This is a genomic window from Luteibacter sp. P4_D7_3 (assembly GCF_056401735.1).
The window spans coordinates 1-15,377 of the sequence record NZ_JBFUIT010000069.1 but is presented as its reverse complement, the minus strand read 5'-3'; the positions used below and the strand labels follow the sequence as shown (position 1 = coordinate 15,377).

The following is a 15,377-nucleotide window of genomic DNA, read 5'->3' as shown; positions in this document are numbered from 1 at the left end:
CAGGACCTGGATATGCAGCTGCTGCCCGAGTCGCTCAGCGATCAAGGTGATCGTGCCGCCGCGCGCGCGGGGCGRCAAACCGTGGCGAATCGCATTTTCCACGAGGGGCTGCAGGAACATACTCGGTACGATAGCGGACTTCACTTCGTCGGACACGTCCACGTTGACCTTGAGCTGATCGCCGAAGCGAATAGTCTGGATCGCGAGGTAGTGGTCGAGAAAGGCGAGCTCCTCCGTCAGACGAACCTCCTGCCTGCTCTGGGGCGCCAGCGACAGGCGCAACAGATCGCCAAGGTGCTCGATCATCGTACGTGCCAGCTTCGGCTCGCGTTCCAGCTGCGCGGAGATGGTGTTGAGCGCATTGAAGAGGAAATGCGGATCCAGCTGCGTACGCAATGCGTTGAGACGCGCCTCCGAAAAATTTCGTTCCAGTCGTTGCACGTGCATTGCCGCCGACACATAACGCTGTTGATAAGCGTAGGCCTCGCACACGCCGACGATGAGACCGTAGACCAACATGCTCCAGAACAAGCCATGGATAGCGTCGACCACTACGGCAGCGTGCGACAAGGCCGACCAGGGCTGAAGGTGCATCGCGGCTGCCAGGACGGCGGACACGTAGCCGTACACCACGACCAGCAGAGGCCCGAGCAGCAGATGAGCGACGATGCGACGTCCCATCTGGTTTCCGGCAAACGGCAGGCGTCGATCGATCCGGTTGATGACGGGCGCCAGCAATCCCCAGGGCCACCACTGCGCAAGCGAGGACAGCAACACTTCCCCTCCCCCGCCGCCCTTTGCCAATTGCGAAAGGGCGAAGACGCCGGCCACCGCCGTCCAGAAGCCGAAGGCAAGAAGCCACCCCTGCCGACGCGGGACCGGCGAAGCGACGGCCTCGGGAAGGGTTGCATTCATGGACATCACGATAGTCCTTCAGCGAACCGTGGTCACGCCGTTGAGGTCGTGCAAGCGCATTTCGACGCCCCAGCCGTAACGATCCTGCATGTCCGGGGTGTTGCTTCGGATGGCGACCACGACGTGATTGGCACCCTTATGTAAAGGCAGGTCGAACGATCCGTTCTCGATCGACAGGCGGCCATCAGGGTCCTTGCGTTGCGCGGCTACGTGGTAACAATTCTTATCGGCGTAAACAAGCTTGCCGTCGACAAATACCCAGACTTCGCGCAGAAAGCCAATGGATACGTGTTGCGTCTGATCATGGTCGGATTGCACGGTTGTTTTCAGCCAGGCGATCAACGGTTTGGTGTGATCGTCCAGATGAGCGTCGCTGTGTCGCGCCAGGTTGATCAGGCCGCCGTCCTCGGCATGTGTCGTCGCCCAGGCCACCGAGGTCGACGGGACGTCGGCTATCGTCGGTTCGGCGCCTTCGGCAAGCCGGGTAGGCGGCGCCATGTCCCAGGTACGCAAATAGCGTTGATCGCTGGAGGTGGGATCGGCTTCCGGCTCCGGAGACAGGCCTTCGACCACGCCTGGTTTCACGACGAGGTTGGCGTAAGACGCTGAGCCCTGCAGCGAAAAACCACCGACGAGCGCATCGCCCTGTAGCCTGCCCACGCTCAGTGACGGCGTGGATTCGCGATTGACGTACACGTTCATGCGCCGTCCGGAGATCACCATCTTGATGTGGTTCCAGCGATCGTCCACGAAGGGTGCTGKTCTTTGGTATTGGATATACATGTCCCACATCCTGCGGGAGTGCGTGAGCGGCGTGTATTGCAGGCAGTCTTGTGAAGCGGGGCAATCGGGCGATACACGCACGTAGAACGTCTCGGTGCTTGCGCCGGTCTTGCGGAAGGCGACGTTCACCTCGCCATCCTTGCCAACGGACTTCGTGTCGAACTCGATCGTGCCGTTGCCGAACGAAAAGCCTTTGAGGATGGCCGACAACGTCGGATCGGCGCCGGCCAACGTCATGATGCCGAGGGGAAAGCCTTCTTTCCTGGTGAACTGGACATCGCCCGTTACTTGCCACAGCCCAGCTGCGAGCGGCACCTGGATGGAGCCATCCGGAGTCGTGATCAGTGTCGTCGCCCCCATCCTCGCCGCCCCCATGTCCATGGCCGCGGCGGGCAACGTGACGGCGCACGCCAGCAGCCATAGGGCCAGGCGACGGGTCGATGTATATCTCTGCTGAAGCATGAACATTCCTGGCTTCCGGTCGGATTGACCACCAGGCGATGCTAGGCACGGGCGCGGCCTTCGCCGAGGAATATGTTGCGAGCCGGTCTTACGGTGTTGCCAGTCGGATCTACCGCTGCGTTGCACTTATGACGATCGGCATGACGATCGCTTCGATCCTGTCCGCCATGTCTTCTTCCGAATCGTCCTGGGCGACGGTCGTGCGGGCGAGTGGGGAATCGCCGCTGAAGCGGCTCCCACAGGGAAGTGGGTAAAGATGGTGCGCCCGGAGGGATTCGAACCCCCGACCAATGGCTTCGGAAGCCACTACTCTATCCGGCTGAGCTACGAGCGCGTATTGCAGAGGCGGCATTGTAGCCGAATGGCTTGGGGCGGCCTAGCCTGCGCTGTCAGGCCTTTGCCAGAGCGGGTTCGGCACCGGCCGCGGCGGCGCGCAAGCTTTCCCTGTAGCGCCGACTGCAGGGCAGCACGGTGCCGTCGGCCATGTGCAGGCGCGCGTCGCCGGCGTCCAGCGGCTCGATCGCGGTGACCTGGGCCAGGTGGACCAGGTAGCTCCGGTGTGCCTTGACGAATACGGCCGGATCGAGCCGGGTTTCCAGCGCCGCCAGGGTGCTCCGCAGGGGATAGTCCCGGCCGCGCACGCGCAGGTTCACGTAGTTGCCTGCGGACTGTACCCATTCGATATCCGCCGTCGCGACCAGGAAATCGCGACCGAGCTTGYGCACGAGAAAGCGCTCCGGACGGTCGATCGCCTCGACCGGCTGACCTTCGTCAGGCACGTCGAGCAGGCTGGCCTCGCCCTGGATGTGGCGACCGAACCATTCCACCATGTGACCGACAGCGACGATCAGGAAGAAGGTGCGAATGTCCTTCAGGTACTCGTAGATCGCCTGGTTGACCCAGGGGCCTGGCTCGTAGGTCGAACCGGACGCGGAGTAGACCAGCAGCCGGATCAGGTCCATGCCGACCACGTGACAGGCGGAGTAGACCACGCTGCCAAGGAAGTACAGCGGCAACCGGCGACGCCAGGTGTCCGCGTGCAGCGGCCAGCGATCACACGCCTTCAGCAGGAAGGGCAGCATCAGAAGGCCGAGGACGATGCTGCTGAATTCGTTGGTGGCAATCTGCCAGGTGGGCGTCGGGATGTCGTACCGCATGGCGTCCATTCGGCCGGTCATGGTGTTGCCGATGGCAGCCGTGACGAAGACGAGCACCCAGAAGGCGATCATCAGCACCCGGCGGCGGCGGCGGGCGCGGTCGAGTTCCTTGCCTGGAGGGGTTGGGACGTGGGCTTCCATGCCGGGATCATAACGTCGTCGCGGCCGCCGGTAGACATCCATCCCCCCTGCCCCGCCATTCGTCCCCGAAAGCCTCCCGTTCGGCCCCTCGTGGTGGTGCCGGGCCCGGCCCGAAGCCGATTCTGGCCCTGCCTTCACGACAGGACGCACGGACATGAGCACCGCCCGCCGCCACGACATCGATGCCTTGCGCATCCTCGCCTTCGCCCTCCTCATCCTCTATCACACGGCCATGGCCTATGTGGGCGACTGGGACTTCCACATCAAAAGCGCGCACACGGCCGAATGGCTGCAGTGGCCGATGATCTTCGTGAACCGCTGGCGGATGTGCCTGCTGTTCCTCATCTCGGGCGCCGCGATCGCCCTGGCCGCTCCCGAAGGCCGGCTTTTGCGCTTCGCCCGCGAACGCACCTGGCGACTGTTGTTGCCGCTGATCTTCGGCATGTTCGTGGTGGTGCCGATCCAGCCCTACTGCGAAGGGGTCGCCAGCGGCCACCTCACGCCGGGCTTCTGGAACTTCCTGGCCAGCTATTGGAACGTGCACCCATGGCCGAAGGACAGCTTCACCGGGTGGCAGTACGGGATCACCTGGAACCACCTCTGGTATCTGCCTTACCTGTGGACGTACACGCTGTGCCTTGCCGCCCTGATGCCGCTCCTCGGGCATGTCCGCGTCCGGAACGCTGTCGCGGCCTTCTGCCGGGCCCCCGCATGGTTCCTCGTGGGTGCGCCGACGGCGCTGCTGCTCTTCTTCATCCTGTACGTCGCGCCGATGTTTCCCACGACCGGTGCCCTGGTCGGCGACTGGTACCAGCACGCCAAGTACGGATCGATCTTCCTCGGCGGCTATCTGCTGGCCCGCGAGCAGGGTTTCTGGACACGGGTCGCTGCGATGCGCAAGGCCACCTTGATCACTGCGCTGGTCTCGATCACGGCCTATCTCGGCCTGCGCCTGACCGGCCAACTGGTCGCCGACGATTCGTGGATGCACCGCGTACCGGACGTGCTCTGGACCGCGCTGTCGCAGTCCTCGCAGAGCCTGTATCTCTGGGCCGCGCTGCTGACCATTCTCGGTTGGGGCAAGGTGCTCCTCGACCGCCCGTTCCGCTGGCTGCCGTATTGCACGGAGGCCGTGTATCCCTGGTACATGCTGCACCAGAGCCTGATCATCCTGCTGGTGTTCTGGCTGAAGCCGATGTCACTGGGGCCGTGGCTCGAACCGGCACTGGTGCTGGGCGGGACGATTGCCGGGTGCTATGTGCTGCACGAGTTCGTGATCCGGCGGGTGGCGTTCATACGACCGTTGTTCGGGTTGAAGGCCGTGAAGCGCACCGTGGTGTCCAGTTCGGCAGACACCATTCCTGCCGGGACCGTTTCTGTAGGAGCCGATTCATCGGCGATGGGTGCTCGCGAAGGGACCTGAAGGTATCGCTCCGTAGGGATCGCCGATGAATCGGCTCCTACGAGAGGATGGCCGTCGAATCGGTTCGTCCACAACGAAGAAGGGCGCCTTGCGGCGCCCTTCCGTGTTTCATTTCGCCTTGTACAGCTCGCCCAGCCAATCGGGCTTGCTCTTGTCGCGTTCCAGATGCGGATACATCAGGCCGCCGTGGTAGTCGACGCTGATCGTCTTGTACGTGTCGAAGTTCTTGACCAGCAGCTGGATCGGGGCCTTGCCCGTCTTCGCATCGGTCACGGCGTCCTTCAGCACGTCGCCGGAGAACTCCTTGTCGTTCACCGCGACGATATGCATGCCCGGCGAGAGGCCGGCATTGAAAGCGGGGCCATCCCAGCGCACGTCGGAGATGTCACCCTTGTTCGACACGGCGAAGCCGGCCGAGTAGGTCAGGTCGGTCATCATGCGACGGGCCTCGAAGGCCTTGATGGCGTCGGAAGGCTTGTCGTTGTAGACCAGCTTCCAGCCACCGCGCTCGATGCCTTCGATGTCACCCTTGTGGCCGTCCACGCGGTCGCGCAGGTAGGTCGCCCAGTCATACGGCGCGATGCCGTTGAGGGTCGAGACCACTTCTTCGAAGGTGTACGGATTGACCTTCCAGTCACCGTCCTTCATGCCGAAGAAAGCCTTGGCGAAATCGTCCAGGGTGCGCTTGTTCTTGGACAGTTCGCGTAGCTTGGTGTCGACATCCAGCCAGATCATCTGGCCGCCCTGGTAATAGTCTTCGCTCATCTGATAATTGCGATACGAGAGCGGGCGACGCTGGGCGATGGTCGGATCGTTGGTGGTGTCTTCGATGGTGCGCCAGGACAGGCCGGGACGGCCCTTGTCATAGGTCGCCGCAACAAAAGCGAGCAGGTCGCGCGCCTGGTCCTGCGTCACCAGCCCGGAACGCGCGGCGACGACGTTGCCCCAGAACTGCGTCTGGCCTTCGTAGACCCACAGCAGGCTATTGCCCATCGGCACATTGAAGCTTGGCGTGGCCAGATCGGCGCCACGACGGTACTTGCCGTCCCAGGAGTGGTTGTACTCGTGGGCGAGCAGGTCGCGGCCGAGCCAGTTCTTGTCCCACTCGGTGAAGTAGCCCGGCGCGGCGCTGTTCTCCGAAGAACGATGGTGTTCCAGGCCGATGCCGCCGAGCTTGTCGGTCAGTGCGAGCAGGAAGTCGTAGTGGTTGTAATGGCGGGCACCGTAGAGCTTGTCCATCTGCTGAACGAGCTTGCGATGGATCTCCAGCGCTTCCGGCTTGATCTCGAGCGACTTGGCGTTGTCGGCCACGATGTTCAGATGCACCGGCGAGCGGCCGTTCGGATCGAGATCGACGCGCTTGAAATAGCGACCGGCGAAGATCGGCGAGTCGACGAGGTCGTCGTAGTTGATCGTCTTAAAGTTGACCGTGTCGCCGCTCTTGCTCGCTTCTTCCAGCGCGCTGCCGTATTGGAAACCCGCCGGGAGCTTCACGCTCGCGTCGACCTGGACGCGGTCGGCACGATAGCCCGCCGGATACAGCGACACCTGGTTCCACTCGACATTGACGATGTCGGGCGTCATGACGATGCGGCCCTGGCGGGTGTCCTGCGGGGTCAGCGTCTGAAATTCGACGTCGACGGAGGAAGCACCGGCCGGCACGTCCACGTGGAAGGCATAGACGTTGAATTCGTCACGCTTCCACTCGATGCGCTTGCCGCCCGCGGTCACGACGAGGCCTGCGAACTGGTCGATCGGACCGGTCGGCGAATGGTGGCCCGGGATCCACTGCGGGAACAGCAGGGTCAGCGGACCCGCCTGCGCAGGAATAGTCTCGCGAACGCGGAGAACGCGGTGGTCGAGGTCGGTCGCGTCGACGGTGAGCTTGAGCGTGCCGTTATAAGCGGTGTCCTGCGGAGCGGGGACATCATCCGCGCGGACGGCCGTCGCGCCAACGCCGGCGAGAGCCGCCAGCAGCGCGGAGGCAAGAAGGGTGGATTTCACTGAATTCTCCCGTGGAGCGTGTGGGTTGCCCGGCCATCCATGCGAGCGGGTCGGCGCGAGCCCCTGCGGTTCGCGCAAGCCTCCGATGCTAAACGGCGGGGGCTGGCCTTCCCTATGCCAGAGGTCACGGGCGACCGGCTTGCTTTACACGTTGGTTGCACCAGGTGCTACCATTTAGCTTATGAGCGAATGGACGCATCGCCATCGGGTCTTCAAGACCCGTGGTTCGCCAAGGCGGCGAGAAAAGAACGGATACCAGAATCGGAGCTTCGTGCGGCCGTGCGCGAGATATTGCGCGGACAGGCGGACGATCCGAGAGGTGGAGTATTCAAGAAGCGATTACATCGAAACATGCATCGCGCCATCGTTGTCGCCAAGGGGCGCCGCTTCTGGATATTTGCCTATCTGTTTGCCAAGAAGGATCGAGCAAATATCGACGATGCTGAGCTGATGGCGTTCAAGAAGCTTGCCGCGCTGTACAGCCAGAAAACAGATGATGACGTCGAACGCGAGGTGGCGATCGGCGAACTCATGGAGGTGCACAATGACCACTAAGCGCCAGTACAAAAGCGATGCCTTCGAGGCCATTCATAGCGCAGTGGCTGGGATGCGCCATGCCGGAACGATCGACAAGACAACGATGAGGGAATTCGATGCTATGTGCATCTCCAGCCCTCCCACGATTGAGCCGTTGCAGATCAAACGACTGAGGGAAAAGAACCACGTCAGTCAGCCGGTGTTTGCACGCTATCTCAATACCAGCGAGAGCACTGTCGAAAAATGGGAGACAGGTGCGAAGAAGCCGAGCGGCATGGCGTTGAAGCTACTTGCGGTAGTCGCGAAACACGGACTTCAGATCCTGGCTTGAGCAAGACCGGATTGCCTGTACCCGAGATCACGGCATTCCCGAGCGTCCGCGTCCGGCCGACGTACCGGGACTGAGGGCTATGTAGCCATTGCCCACGAAGCGCAAGAACTTACGACTCGATAAGAAACGAAAAAGTGCTTGGCGCAATAAGTTAAAAGATCGTAATATCGCGCGGCCAGTCAAGGGGCCGCCCGGCGAAGGGGCCGGTGCGCACAATCAGGAACACAGGGATCCTCATGGAAAAGCTTCTTCTCACGGCAGCCGCTGCTGCCGCATTTTCGTTTGCCTCGTTCGGTGCCCACGCTTCCAGCGAAGGCACTTTCATCGGCATCAACGGCGGTCGTACCAACTACGACATCGACAACACCGACTTCCACGACAAGAGCGATACCGCTTTCGGCGCCGTCGTGGGTTATCGCTGGGCCGTGGATCGTCCGTTCTATTTCGGCGTTGAAGCGGGTTACGTGGACCTGGGCAAGATCACCAGTCACTACAACGAGTCGACGATGTACGCCGGAAGCGTCCTCTCGTACAGCGAGAAAGACGAGCTCAAGGGTCGCGCTTTGCTCATTGGCGCCAATGGCAAGTGGGAGCTTCCGCACCACTGGACGATCACCGCACGTCTTGGTGTGGCACATTCGCACACGTCTTACGACGTGAAGGCCAATGCGTCCTTCAATAACGATAGCGTCTCCAGCCAGAAGTTTCACGATTCGTCGAACGACAACGGCATCTACGCCGGCATCGGCTTCGGTTATGACTTCACGAAGAACTTCGGCGTCACGGTGAACTACGACAACTATTCACTGAAGGCGCAGGGCATCACCGATGACAAGCGCACGGTGAATGTTGGCGTCTGGGGTGCTGCAGCAGAATTCCGCTTCTGACCGAAGATCGTCATACACCATAGAAAACGGCCGCTTTCGCGGCTGCTTTCTTGTGCGTGGTGATGGCCAGAGCCCAAGCCCTGCAAATAAAGCTAAACGCTCGTAATATCACACTGCTAAAAAAGGGACCGCCCGGCGAAGGGGCCGGTGCGCACGATCAGGAACACGGGGGACTCTCATGGAAAAGATTTTTCTTACGGCGGCCGCTGCCGCCACACTCTCGTTCGTGTCGCTCGGCGCATCTGCTGCCGATGATGGCGCCTTCATCGGCATCAACGGCGGGCAGACGCACTATGACATCAGCCACACCGGCTTCCAGGATAAGAAGGACTCGGCATTCGGCGCCTTAGTCGGGTACCGCTGGGCAGTGGATCGACCGTTCTATATCGGTGTCGAAGGGGGCTATGTCGACCTGGGTAAGATCTCCAGCGTGTACGACAGGACCGAAACCACGATAAGCCGATCCCTGACAATCACCTCTGACTTTCACGACAAGTATGAACTGAAAGGACAAGCGTTACTGCTTGGCGCCAACGGCAAGTGGGTGCTTCCACACCACTGGACCATCACGGCTCGTCTCGGCCTCGCGCACTCGCGAAGCAAATACGATCACGATGCGACCGTGAACGTCGACAACGCATATGTCCTTCACGATGCGGCATCCATATATGTCAAGCACGTTACGTACGTCGAACACGCGTCGTCCCGCACCACTTCGACTGACAACGGTATCTATGCGGGCGTCGGCTTCGGCTACGATTTCACGGAGCATTTCGGCGTTTCGCTGAACTACGACAATTACTCATTGAAGGCTCAGAACATCACCAACGACAAGCGAACGGTGAACGTCGGCGTCTGGGGCGGGTCGGCAGAATTCCGTTTCTGATCGATGTTCGCCCTGCATGAGAAAACGGCCGCTTTCGCGGCCGTTTTCTTGTACGGCGCGCTCGCTCAGGTGCGTGACGGAATCTTGAGTCCGCGCTCCACACCCGGCCGCGATGTGCCGCGCTCGAGCCATGCAATGACGTTCTGGAAGTCATCGAAACCGACCAGCTCACGCGCGCCATAGAACGTCACCAGGTTGTTCACCCAACCCAGCGTGGCAATGTCCGCAATGGTGTATTCGTCGCCGACGATCCAGTCGCGACCCTCGAGGCGACGATCCAGCACGCCCAGCAAGCGTTTGGCCTCATCGACATACCGCTGCAGCGGGCGCTTGTCCTCGAACTCACGGCCAGCGAATTTGTGGAAGAAACCCACCTGGCCGAACATCGGTCCGATCGCGGCCATCTGGAAGAATACCCACTGGATGGTTTCCCAGCGCTTCGCCGCATCGGCGGGAATGAACTTCCCCGTCTTCTCGGCGAGGTAGAGCAGGATCGCGCCGGATTCGAACAGGCCGATCGGCTTACCGTCCGGACCGTTCGGATCGATCATCGCCGGAATCTTGCCGTTCGGATTGAGCGACTCGAACTCCGGCGTCTTGTTCTCGTTCTTCATGATGTCGACGAGGTGTACCTCGTACGGCAACCCGAGCTCCTCGAGCAGGATCGAGGTCTTTACCCCGTTGGGGGTCGGTAGCGAATACAGCTGGATGCGATCAGGATGCGCGGCGGGCCAGCGCGAGGTGATCGGGAACGCGGAGAGATCTGACATGCTGCCTTTCCTTCGGGCCGTGACCTTTCGAAGGTAGGTCGTTACCACGCTCGATTCAATGGGCCGACGGTAAGGCAGCGTCCTCATCGAGACCACTTTCCCGAATGCCCCCCATTGCCGTAGGGGTCTGCCGTGGGTGGGCCGCGAGCCACCATGAACGAGCTCGACCACGTTATCGTCCGCACCGCCCCACGAAAAGGACTTCCATGGCTGCGCCCCGCCGCCCACCACCGCTGCGCCCCGCTCTTCACGCACTGGTCTTTTCTGCGCTCGGCCCCCTCCTTGCCAGCACGTCCCATGCTCGTTCGACCAACGCCGTTGACCGTTTCGACGAGGCGATCGCTCGCGAACTACCCCAGACCATCGTGCTTTCCGACGGCAAAGGCGGCGGCGCCCTTGTCATCGAGTCGCTACTCGATGTTGAACTTCACTTCCCCGACGTGTCAGGGGACGTGCCGGGGGCCATGTATCGGGTGACATGGCAGGGCGAGCAAGCCGTGCTAACCCGTTCCGGCGGTCACTTGGATATCAGCGTGYCTCGTTCCGGCGACATGGAAGTCACGACTTTCGACCGCGACGCGGAAGGCAGCCATCAGGGCCGCCCCGATGCGCCTCGTGGCAACGATGAATCTGCAGCGCACCGCGCATCAAGACAACGACGGGCGGTGCCACGAGATGCACGAAACGGCACCACGGCTGCAAGTCGGCCTCGGGCAGCATCTTCGCCCGTCCTGGTCTTCTGGCTTTTCCTTCACGACGACACCCTCGACATGACACGGGAACACATCCACGCGAAGTATGTCGCCTGGTGGATCGCCGACATGAAGAGAATCCTGCCGACCAGGCGCTTGTGGGCAATCTACAGCCAGCAAGTCGACGGACTGACCGATATCGCTTATGGACAGGCTTCATCGCTCAAGGACTGGACGACGGCCGTGGACAGCTATGCACGTCGCGAAAAGCTTCCCCACGTTCGCGGCGAGTTCGAATACAAGTTCATGCTGCTGACGGGCAACCAGGTTGCGCCGGGCGTATCCGGACTTGCGTGGCTTGGCGGCGACCACGCCATGGCTTCACTCAAGGGCCGTTACACCATCGTTGCCCATGAGTACGGCCACACGCTGACTGCCAGCCACGAAGACGCCGAAGTACGCTGGTCGTCAGGCTGGCCGTGCGAAACGAACCTCAAGTCAACCACCAGCCTGCTGCGCGCCAATTGCTACCGCTACTCGGCGGCGAACGAACGGCGCATGCGTTCCTATATGGCCAACGAGTGGACCGTGCCGGTGCGTCCGGACCCGCCGGACACACCGCATTACATGGTCGAATGACCGGAGGGCATCTCAGTCGCGATTGAGCTTGCTGTGCTTCACGCCATAGGTGAAGTAAACGATCAAACCGATCGCCATCCATATTGCAAAGCGCTCGAAGGTGATCCACGGCAGGCCCCAGATCAGCGCCAGCGAGAACAGGATGCCCAGCGGGGCGACAAACCACACCGCCGGCGTCTTGAACTTCCGCTCCAGGTCGGGCTTGCGCACGCGCAGCACGAGCACCGAGGCGCAAATCAGGATGAAAGCGCTGAGCGTGCCGATATTGACCAGTTCGGCCACTTCACCGATGGGCAGCAGGCCGGCGACCGCGGCGGTAAAGATGCCGAGAATCATCGTCGGGCGAGCGGGCGTGCCGAATCGCGGGTGGACACGGGCGAACCATGCCGGCAGCAAGCCATCGCGCGACAGCGCGAACCAGATGCGCGCCGCACCCAACATGAAAGCGAACAACACGCTGATGACGCCGATAACCGCCGCCACGGCGATCACGTTGCTCAGCCACGGCAGGCCGATGGCATTGAAGGCATCGGACACCGATGCTTCACCATTGAGCGTGCCATAGGGCACGATGCCCGTGAGCACCAGGGATACCGCGATATAGAGAACCATCGCCACAGCCAGCGACAGCAGCACCGCACGCGGAAGATCGCGCTGCGGATCCTTGGCTTCCTCGGCCGCGGTGGTCAGCGTGTCATAGCCGAACACGGCGAAGAACACGACGCTCGCGCCAGTCAGCACGCCCTGCCAGCCGAAGTGGCCCATGCCCTTATCGTCGAACACGCGCTCGGGAATGAACGGGTGCCAGTTCGCCGTATTGATGTAGAACGCGCCGACACCGATCACCAGCGCCACGCCGATCACTTTGATGCCGACGATCACCGTGTTGAGGCGCGCGCCCCACTCCGTTTTCACCGAAAGTAGAATGGCGACGAATACCGAGATGGCGGCGGCTATGATGTTGAAGCGGTGTCCATCCGTGGGGGCGGCGACCGGATGGGCGAAGCTCACGCCGAGCGGCCCGACGGCGTGCTGCCAGTAGTACGCCATGGTGTCGGCGCTCATGCTTTTCTGCGCCCACTCGGGCAGGTGCACACCCGCCGACGACAGCAGCACCTGCACGTAGCCGGACCAGCCGATGGCGACGACGGCGACCACCAGCGCGTATTCGAGGAGCAGATCCCAACCGATGATCCAGGCGGCGCCTTCGCCGAGTACGGCGTAACCGTAGGTGTAGGCACTGCCGGTGACCGGGATCAGGCCGGCGAACTCGGCGTAGCACAGCGCGGCGCAGGCACTGCCCAGACCCGCGATGATGAAACTGAGGGCGACCGCCGGGCCGGCATTGAGCGCCGCCTGCTGGCCAGCGAGCACGAAAATGCCCACGCCGATGATGCCGCCGATGCCGATGGCCGTGAGCTGCCACAGACCCAGCACCCGCCGGAAGTCCTTGCGCTGACCAACCTCGGCCTGCAACTGCTCGACGGACTTGTGGCGGAGGAACTTGGCTAACGACATCGGGGGATCCCTTGGACTGGCTGACCGGGGATCATACCTGCGGCAGGCCGCGGTGGGATGCCGCAGCCCCATGTGGGAGCCGATTCATCGGCGAAACCAGCCGCCTCAGCGCTGATCCAGCGCCCTACGCCCCAACGCCGGGTCATCGGTGAAGAACGCATCGATCCCCGTCGCCAGGTAGGCGCGAATCTCCGCTACCGACCCCGCCTCGTTCCGGGCAGCGTCCCCCGCATCATTGCGAAAATCCGCAGCGAGGAAGTGGTTCTCAGGCCGGAACGTGTACGGGTGGACCTCAAGGCCCACGGCATGCGCGTCATGGACCAACGGTGCCACCGGGGCCAGCCGACCGTCTTTACCCAACGGGATGATGCTGCGTGTCGATGGGCCGATGGCGTCGGCATAGACGGCGACCGCCTTGAGGCCAGCCGGCGTCATCATCTGACCGTACGTCGTGCCTGCATCGTCGGCGGGATGCTCCGCCGCGGCGTCCATCAGCTGGAGGAGGCGGATATTCGGGTGCGCCTTGCCTAGCTTACCGTGCAGGTACTTGAGGTTGCCGATCTCGAAGGACTGGATCTCGACCGGCGCGGAACGCGTGTAAGCGTGGGATGCGAGGGTGGCCAGCACCCGGTCTTCCATCGGCAGGCCAACGCCGCGGAAATATGTGGAGTGCTTGATCTCGGGAATGATCCCGATGACGCGCCCGCGCGCCGACGACTCGGCCGCGACGAACTCGATCATCTCGTCGAAGGTCGGCACGCTGAACTGGCCGTCGAACGCGGTATTGGCCTTACGGATATCGGCGAGACGTTCGCGGGCGCGAAGCGTCTTCAACTCCGCGAGCGTGAAGTCCTCGGTGAACCAGCCGGTGAGCTGCACGCCGTCGACCGTCTTCGTCGTGCGACGGCCGGCGAATTCCGGATGAGCGGCGACATCGGTCGTGCCGCCGATGTCGTTTTCGTGGCGGATGACCAGCACCCCATCCTTGGTCGACACCAGGTCGGGCTCGACGAAGTCGGCGCCGTCTTCGACGGCGACGGCGTAGGAGGCGAGCGTGTGCTCCGGCCGAAGCGCGCTCGCGCCGCGGTGCCCGATAACGAGGACCTTCGCGGCAAGGGGCTTCGCCGGTGCGGTTGCGGCATGCGAGGGCATCGAGAGCGCTCCTAGCGCCAGGGCGAGAGCGCACGAGGATAAGACATACGAGGAGCGCGCATATGAAGAGCGGCCAAGAACCTTCATCAGAAATCCGCCGTGAGGGTGACGAAGCTCTGCCGCGGCGCGCTGGCGTGGAACGCGAGCGCGCGGCCGTTCGGGTCCGTCGCCGCGAAGGCGGTCAGGTTGGTCGCGTAACGGTGGTCGGTAAGATTGGTGATGTTCAGGGCCAGGGTGAGCGCCTTGAGGCTGGCGATGGGGCCAAAGTTATAGCTCGCACCGAAGTCGAAGGCGGTGGCACCGGCCACGCTCTGGTCGTTGGTATAGGTGTAGTAGCGCTTACCGGTGTATTTGCCCTGCAGGCTGGCCGACCACGGACCGTAGGTATAGCTGATCTCGCTCGCGAGCATGCGCTTGGGCGTATCGACGGTGGTCTTGCCCTTCACCGGCACGACCTGGCCGCTGGCGACATAGTTGTCGTCATACCTGGAACGGTTGAACGAGGCCGAGTTGTACCACTCGAACCCACGGATCGGCTTCCAGATGAAGGTGAACTCCGCACCACGGCTGCTGACCGAGCCGACGTTGACGAAGGCCGTGTTGCATTCCGGGCGCGTGCCCTGCTCGATGCTCGGGCACGGATTGAGCGACAGCAGACGATTGTCGAACTTCACGTCGTACAGCGCCACGGATGCCTCATACCATGCGCCGACGCTGCGGAAGCCGCCATCGATGCTACGCGACTGTTCCGGCTTCAGGCTGGACTTGGTGCCGTCGAACGCAGCCTGCGACACGGAGAGCGGGCCGCCGGCGCCGCCACCCTGGAAGGCGGCGATGTTCTTCGCATAGGACAGGAACACTTCCTGGCCGGGTGCCAGCTGGTAGGCGAGACCCGCCTGCGGCAGGAAGGATTTCTCCGCCTTCAGCGTACCGTTCGCATACGGACTTTCCACACCCGGCAGCTCGCGCGCGGTCATCGTGGTATGCGGGCTCTTCACGCCGAAGTCGACACTGAGGCGGTCGTCGAGCGCCTTGAAGCTGTCCTGCAGATAGGCCTGTTTCGTCGTGATCGTATAGTCC

General features: G+C 62.4%; 14 protein-coding genes and 1 tRNA gene. 6 read left to right on the top strand and 9 right to left on the bottom strand.

Features of this window, described 5'->3' with window-relative positions; all coding sequences use genetic code 11:
• The 4 genes from AC1DSN_RS08915 to AC1DSN_RS08900 all read right to left on the bottom strand — a co-directional run.
• Positions 1 to 921: sensor histidine kinase (locus AC1DSN_RS08915; RefSeq protein ID WP_477330363.1), on the bottom strand; the 921-nt coding region annotated here is incomplete at its 3' end.
• A gap of 12 nt (positions 922 to 933) precedes the next feature.
• Positions 934 to 2,160: a hypothetical protein gene (locus AC1DSN_RS08910; RefSeq protein WP_477330361.1), complete on the bottom strand. Its 1,227-nt coding sequence runs from the start codon at positions 2,158 to 2,160 to the stop codon at positions 934 to 936.
• Positions 2,161 to 2,417: 257 nt separating this feature from the next.
• Positions 2,418 to 2,494: transfer RNA gene (locus AC1DSN_RS08905), tRNA-Arg, on the bottom strand.
• 55 nt (positions 2,495 to 2,549) lie between these two features.
• Positions 2,550 to 3,458, bottom strand: a complete 909-nt coding sequence (locus AC1DSN_RS08900; protein WP_477330359.1) for a LytTR family DNA-binding domain-containing protein — start codon at positions 3,456 to 3,458, stop codon at positions 2,550 to 2,552.
• A gap of 154 nt (positions 3,459 to 3,612) precedes the next feature.
• Between AC1DSN_RS08900 and AC1DSN_RS08895 the strand changes: the two genes are divergently transcribed.
• Complete coding sequence (locus tag AC1DSN_RS08895; protein ID WP_477330357.1) at positions 3,613 to 4,881, top strand: acyltransferase family protein; 1,269 nt, start codon at positions 3,613 to 3,615, stop codon at positions 4,879 to 4,881.
• 108 nt (positions 4,882 to 4,989) lie between these two features.
• Here the strand turns inward: AC1DSN_RS08895 and AC1DSN_RS08890 are convergent, their stop codons facing one another.
• The gene (locus AC1DSN_RS08890; protein WP_477330355.1) at positions 4,990 to 6,885 is read right to left on the bottom strand and encodes a M61 family metallopeptidase; all 1,896 of its coding nucleotides are present in this window, start codon (positions 6,883 to 6,885) and stop codon (positions 4,990 to 4,992) included.
• Positions 6,886 to 7,074: 189 nt separating this feature from the next.
• On the opposite strand from AC1DSN_RS08890, the gene AC1DSN_RS08885 reads away from it, so the two are divergent.
• The 4 genes from AC1DSN_RS08885 (at position 7,075) to AC1DSN_RS08870 (ending at position 9,526) form a co-directional block, all read left to right on the top strand.
• A complete protein-coding gene (locus AC1DSN_RS08885; RefSeq protein ID WP_477293768.1) occupies positions 7,075 to 7,440 on the top strand; it encodes a type II toxin-antitoxin system RelE/ParE family toxin in 366 nt (121 codons plus the stop codon).
• Positions 7,430 to 7,753, top strand: coding sequence for a helix-turn-helix domain-containing protein (locus AC1DSN_RS08880; RefSeq protein ID WP_477293766.1), 324 nt, complete (start codon positions 7,430 to 7,432; stop codon positions 7,751 to 7,753). Before AC1DSN_RS08885 ends, AC1DSN_RS08880 begins: the two co-directional genes overlap by 11 nt.
• A gap of 236 nt (positions 7,754 to 7,989) precedes the next feature.
• Entirely contained in the window at positions 7,990 to 8,640 is a 651-nt protein-coding gene (locus AC1DSN_RS08875; RefSeq protein WP_477293764.1) for an outer membrane protein, read from the top strand.
• A gap of 178 nt (positions 8,641 to 8,818) precedes the next feature.
• Entirely contained in the window at positions 8,819 to 9,526 is a 708-nt protein-coding gene (locus AC1DSN_RS08870) for an outer membrane protein (RefSeq protein ID WP_477330353.1), read from the top strand.
• 65 nt (positions 9,527 to 9,591) lie between these two features.
• On the opposite strand, the gene AC1DSN_RS08865 is transcribed toward AC1DSN_RS08870, so the two are convergent.
• On the bottom strand, positions 9,592 to 10,296 hold the full coding sequence (locus tag AC1DSN_RS08865) for a glutathione binding-like protein (protein WP_063572651.1): 705 nt from the start codon (positions 10,294 to 10,296) through the stop codon (positions 9,592 to 9,594).
• A gap of 206 nt (positions 10,297 to 10,502) precedes the next feature.
• Here AC1DSN_RS08865 and AC1DSN_RS08860 point away from each other — a divergent pair, with 206 nt between their 5' ends.
• Complete coding sequence (locus AC1DSN_RS08860; protein ID WP_477330350.1) at positions 10,503 to 11,627, top strand: hypothetical protein; 1,125 nt, start codon at positions 10,503 to 10,505, stop codon at positions 11,625 to 11,627.
• 12 nt (positions 11,628 to 11,639) lie between these two features.
• Here AC1DSN_RS08860 and AC1DSN_RS08855 read toward each other — a convergent pair whose 3' ends face one another.
• The 3 genes from AC1DSN_RS08855 to AC1DSN_RS08845 all read right to left on the bottom strand — a co-directional run.
• Positions 11,640 to 13,145 (bottom strand): amino acid permease, encoded by a 1,506-nt coding sequence (locus AC1DSN_RS08855; RefSeq protein WP_477297410.1) that lies wholly within the window; start codon positions 13,143 to 13,145, stop codon positions 11,640 to 11,642.
• A 105-nt stretch (positions 13,146 to 13,250) separates the two neighbouring features.
• The gene (locus AC1DSN_RS08850; RefSeq protein WP_477297408.1) at positions 13,251 to 14,297 is read right to left on the bottom strand and encodes a glycerophosphodiester phosphodiesterase; all 1,047 of its coding nucleotides are present in this window, start codon (positions 14,295 to 14,297) and stop codon (positions 13,251 to 13,253) included.
• A gap of 86 nt (positions 14,298 to 14,383) precedes the next feature.
• On the bottom strand, positions 14,384 to 15,377 hold a 994-nt coding region (locus AC1DSN_RS08845), incomplete at its 5' end, for a TonB-dependent receptor (protein WP_477330348.1).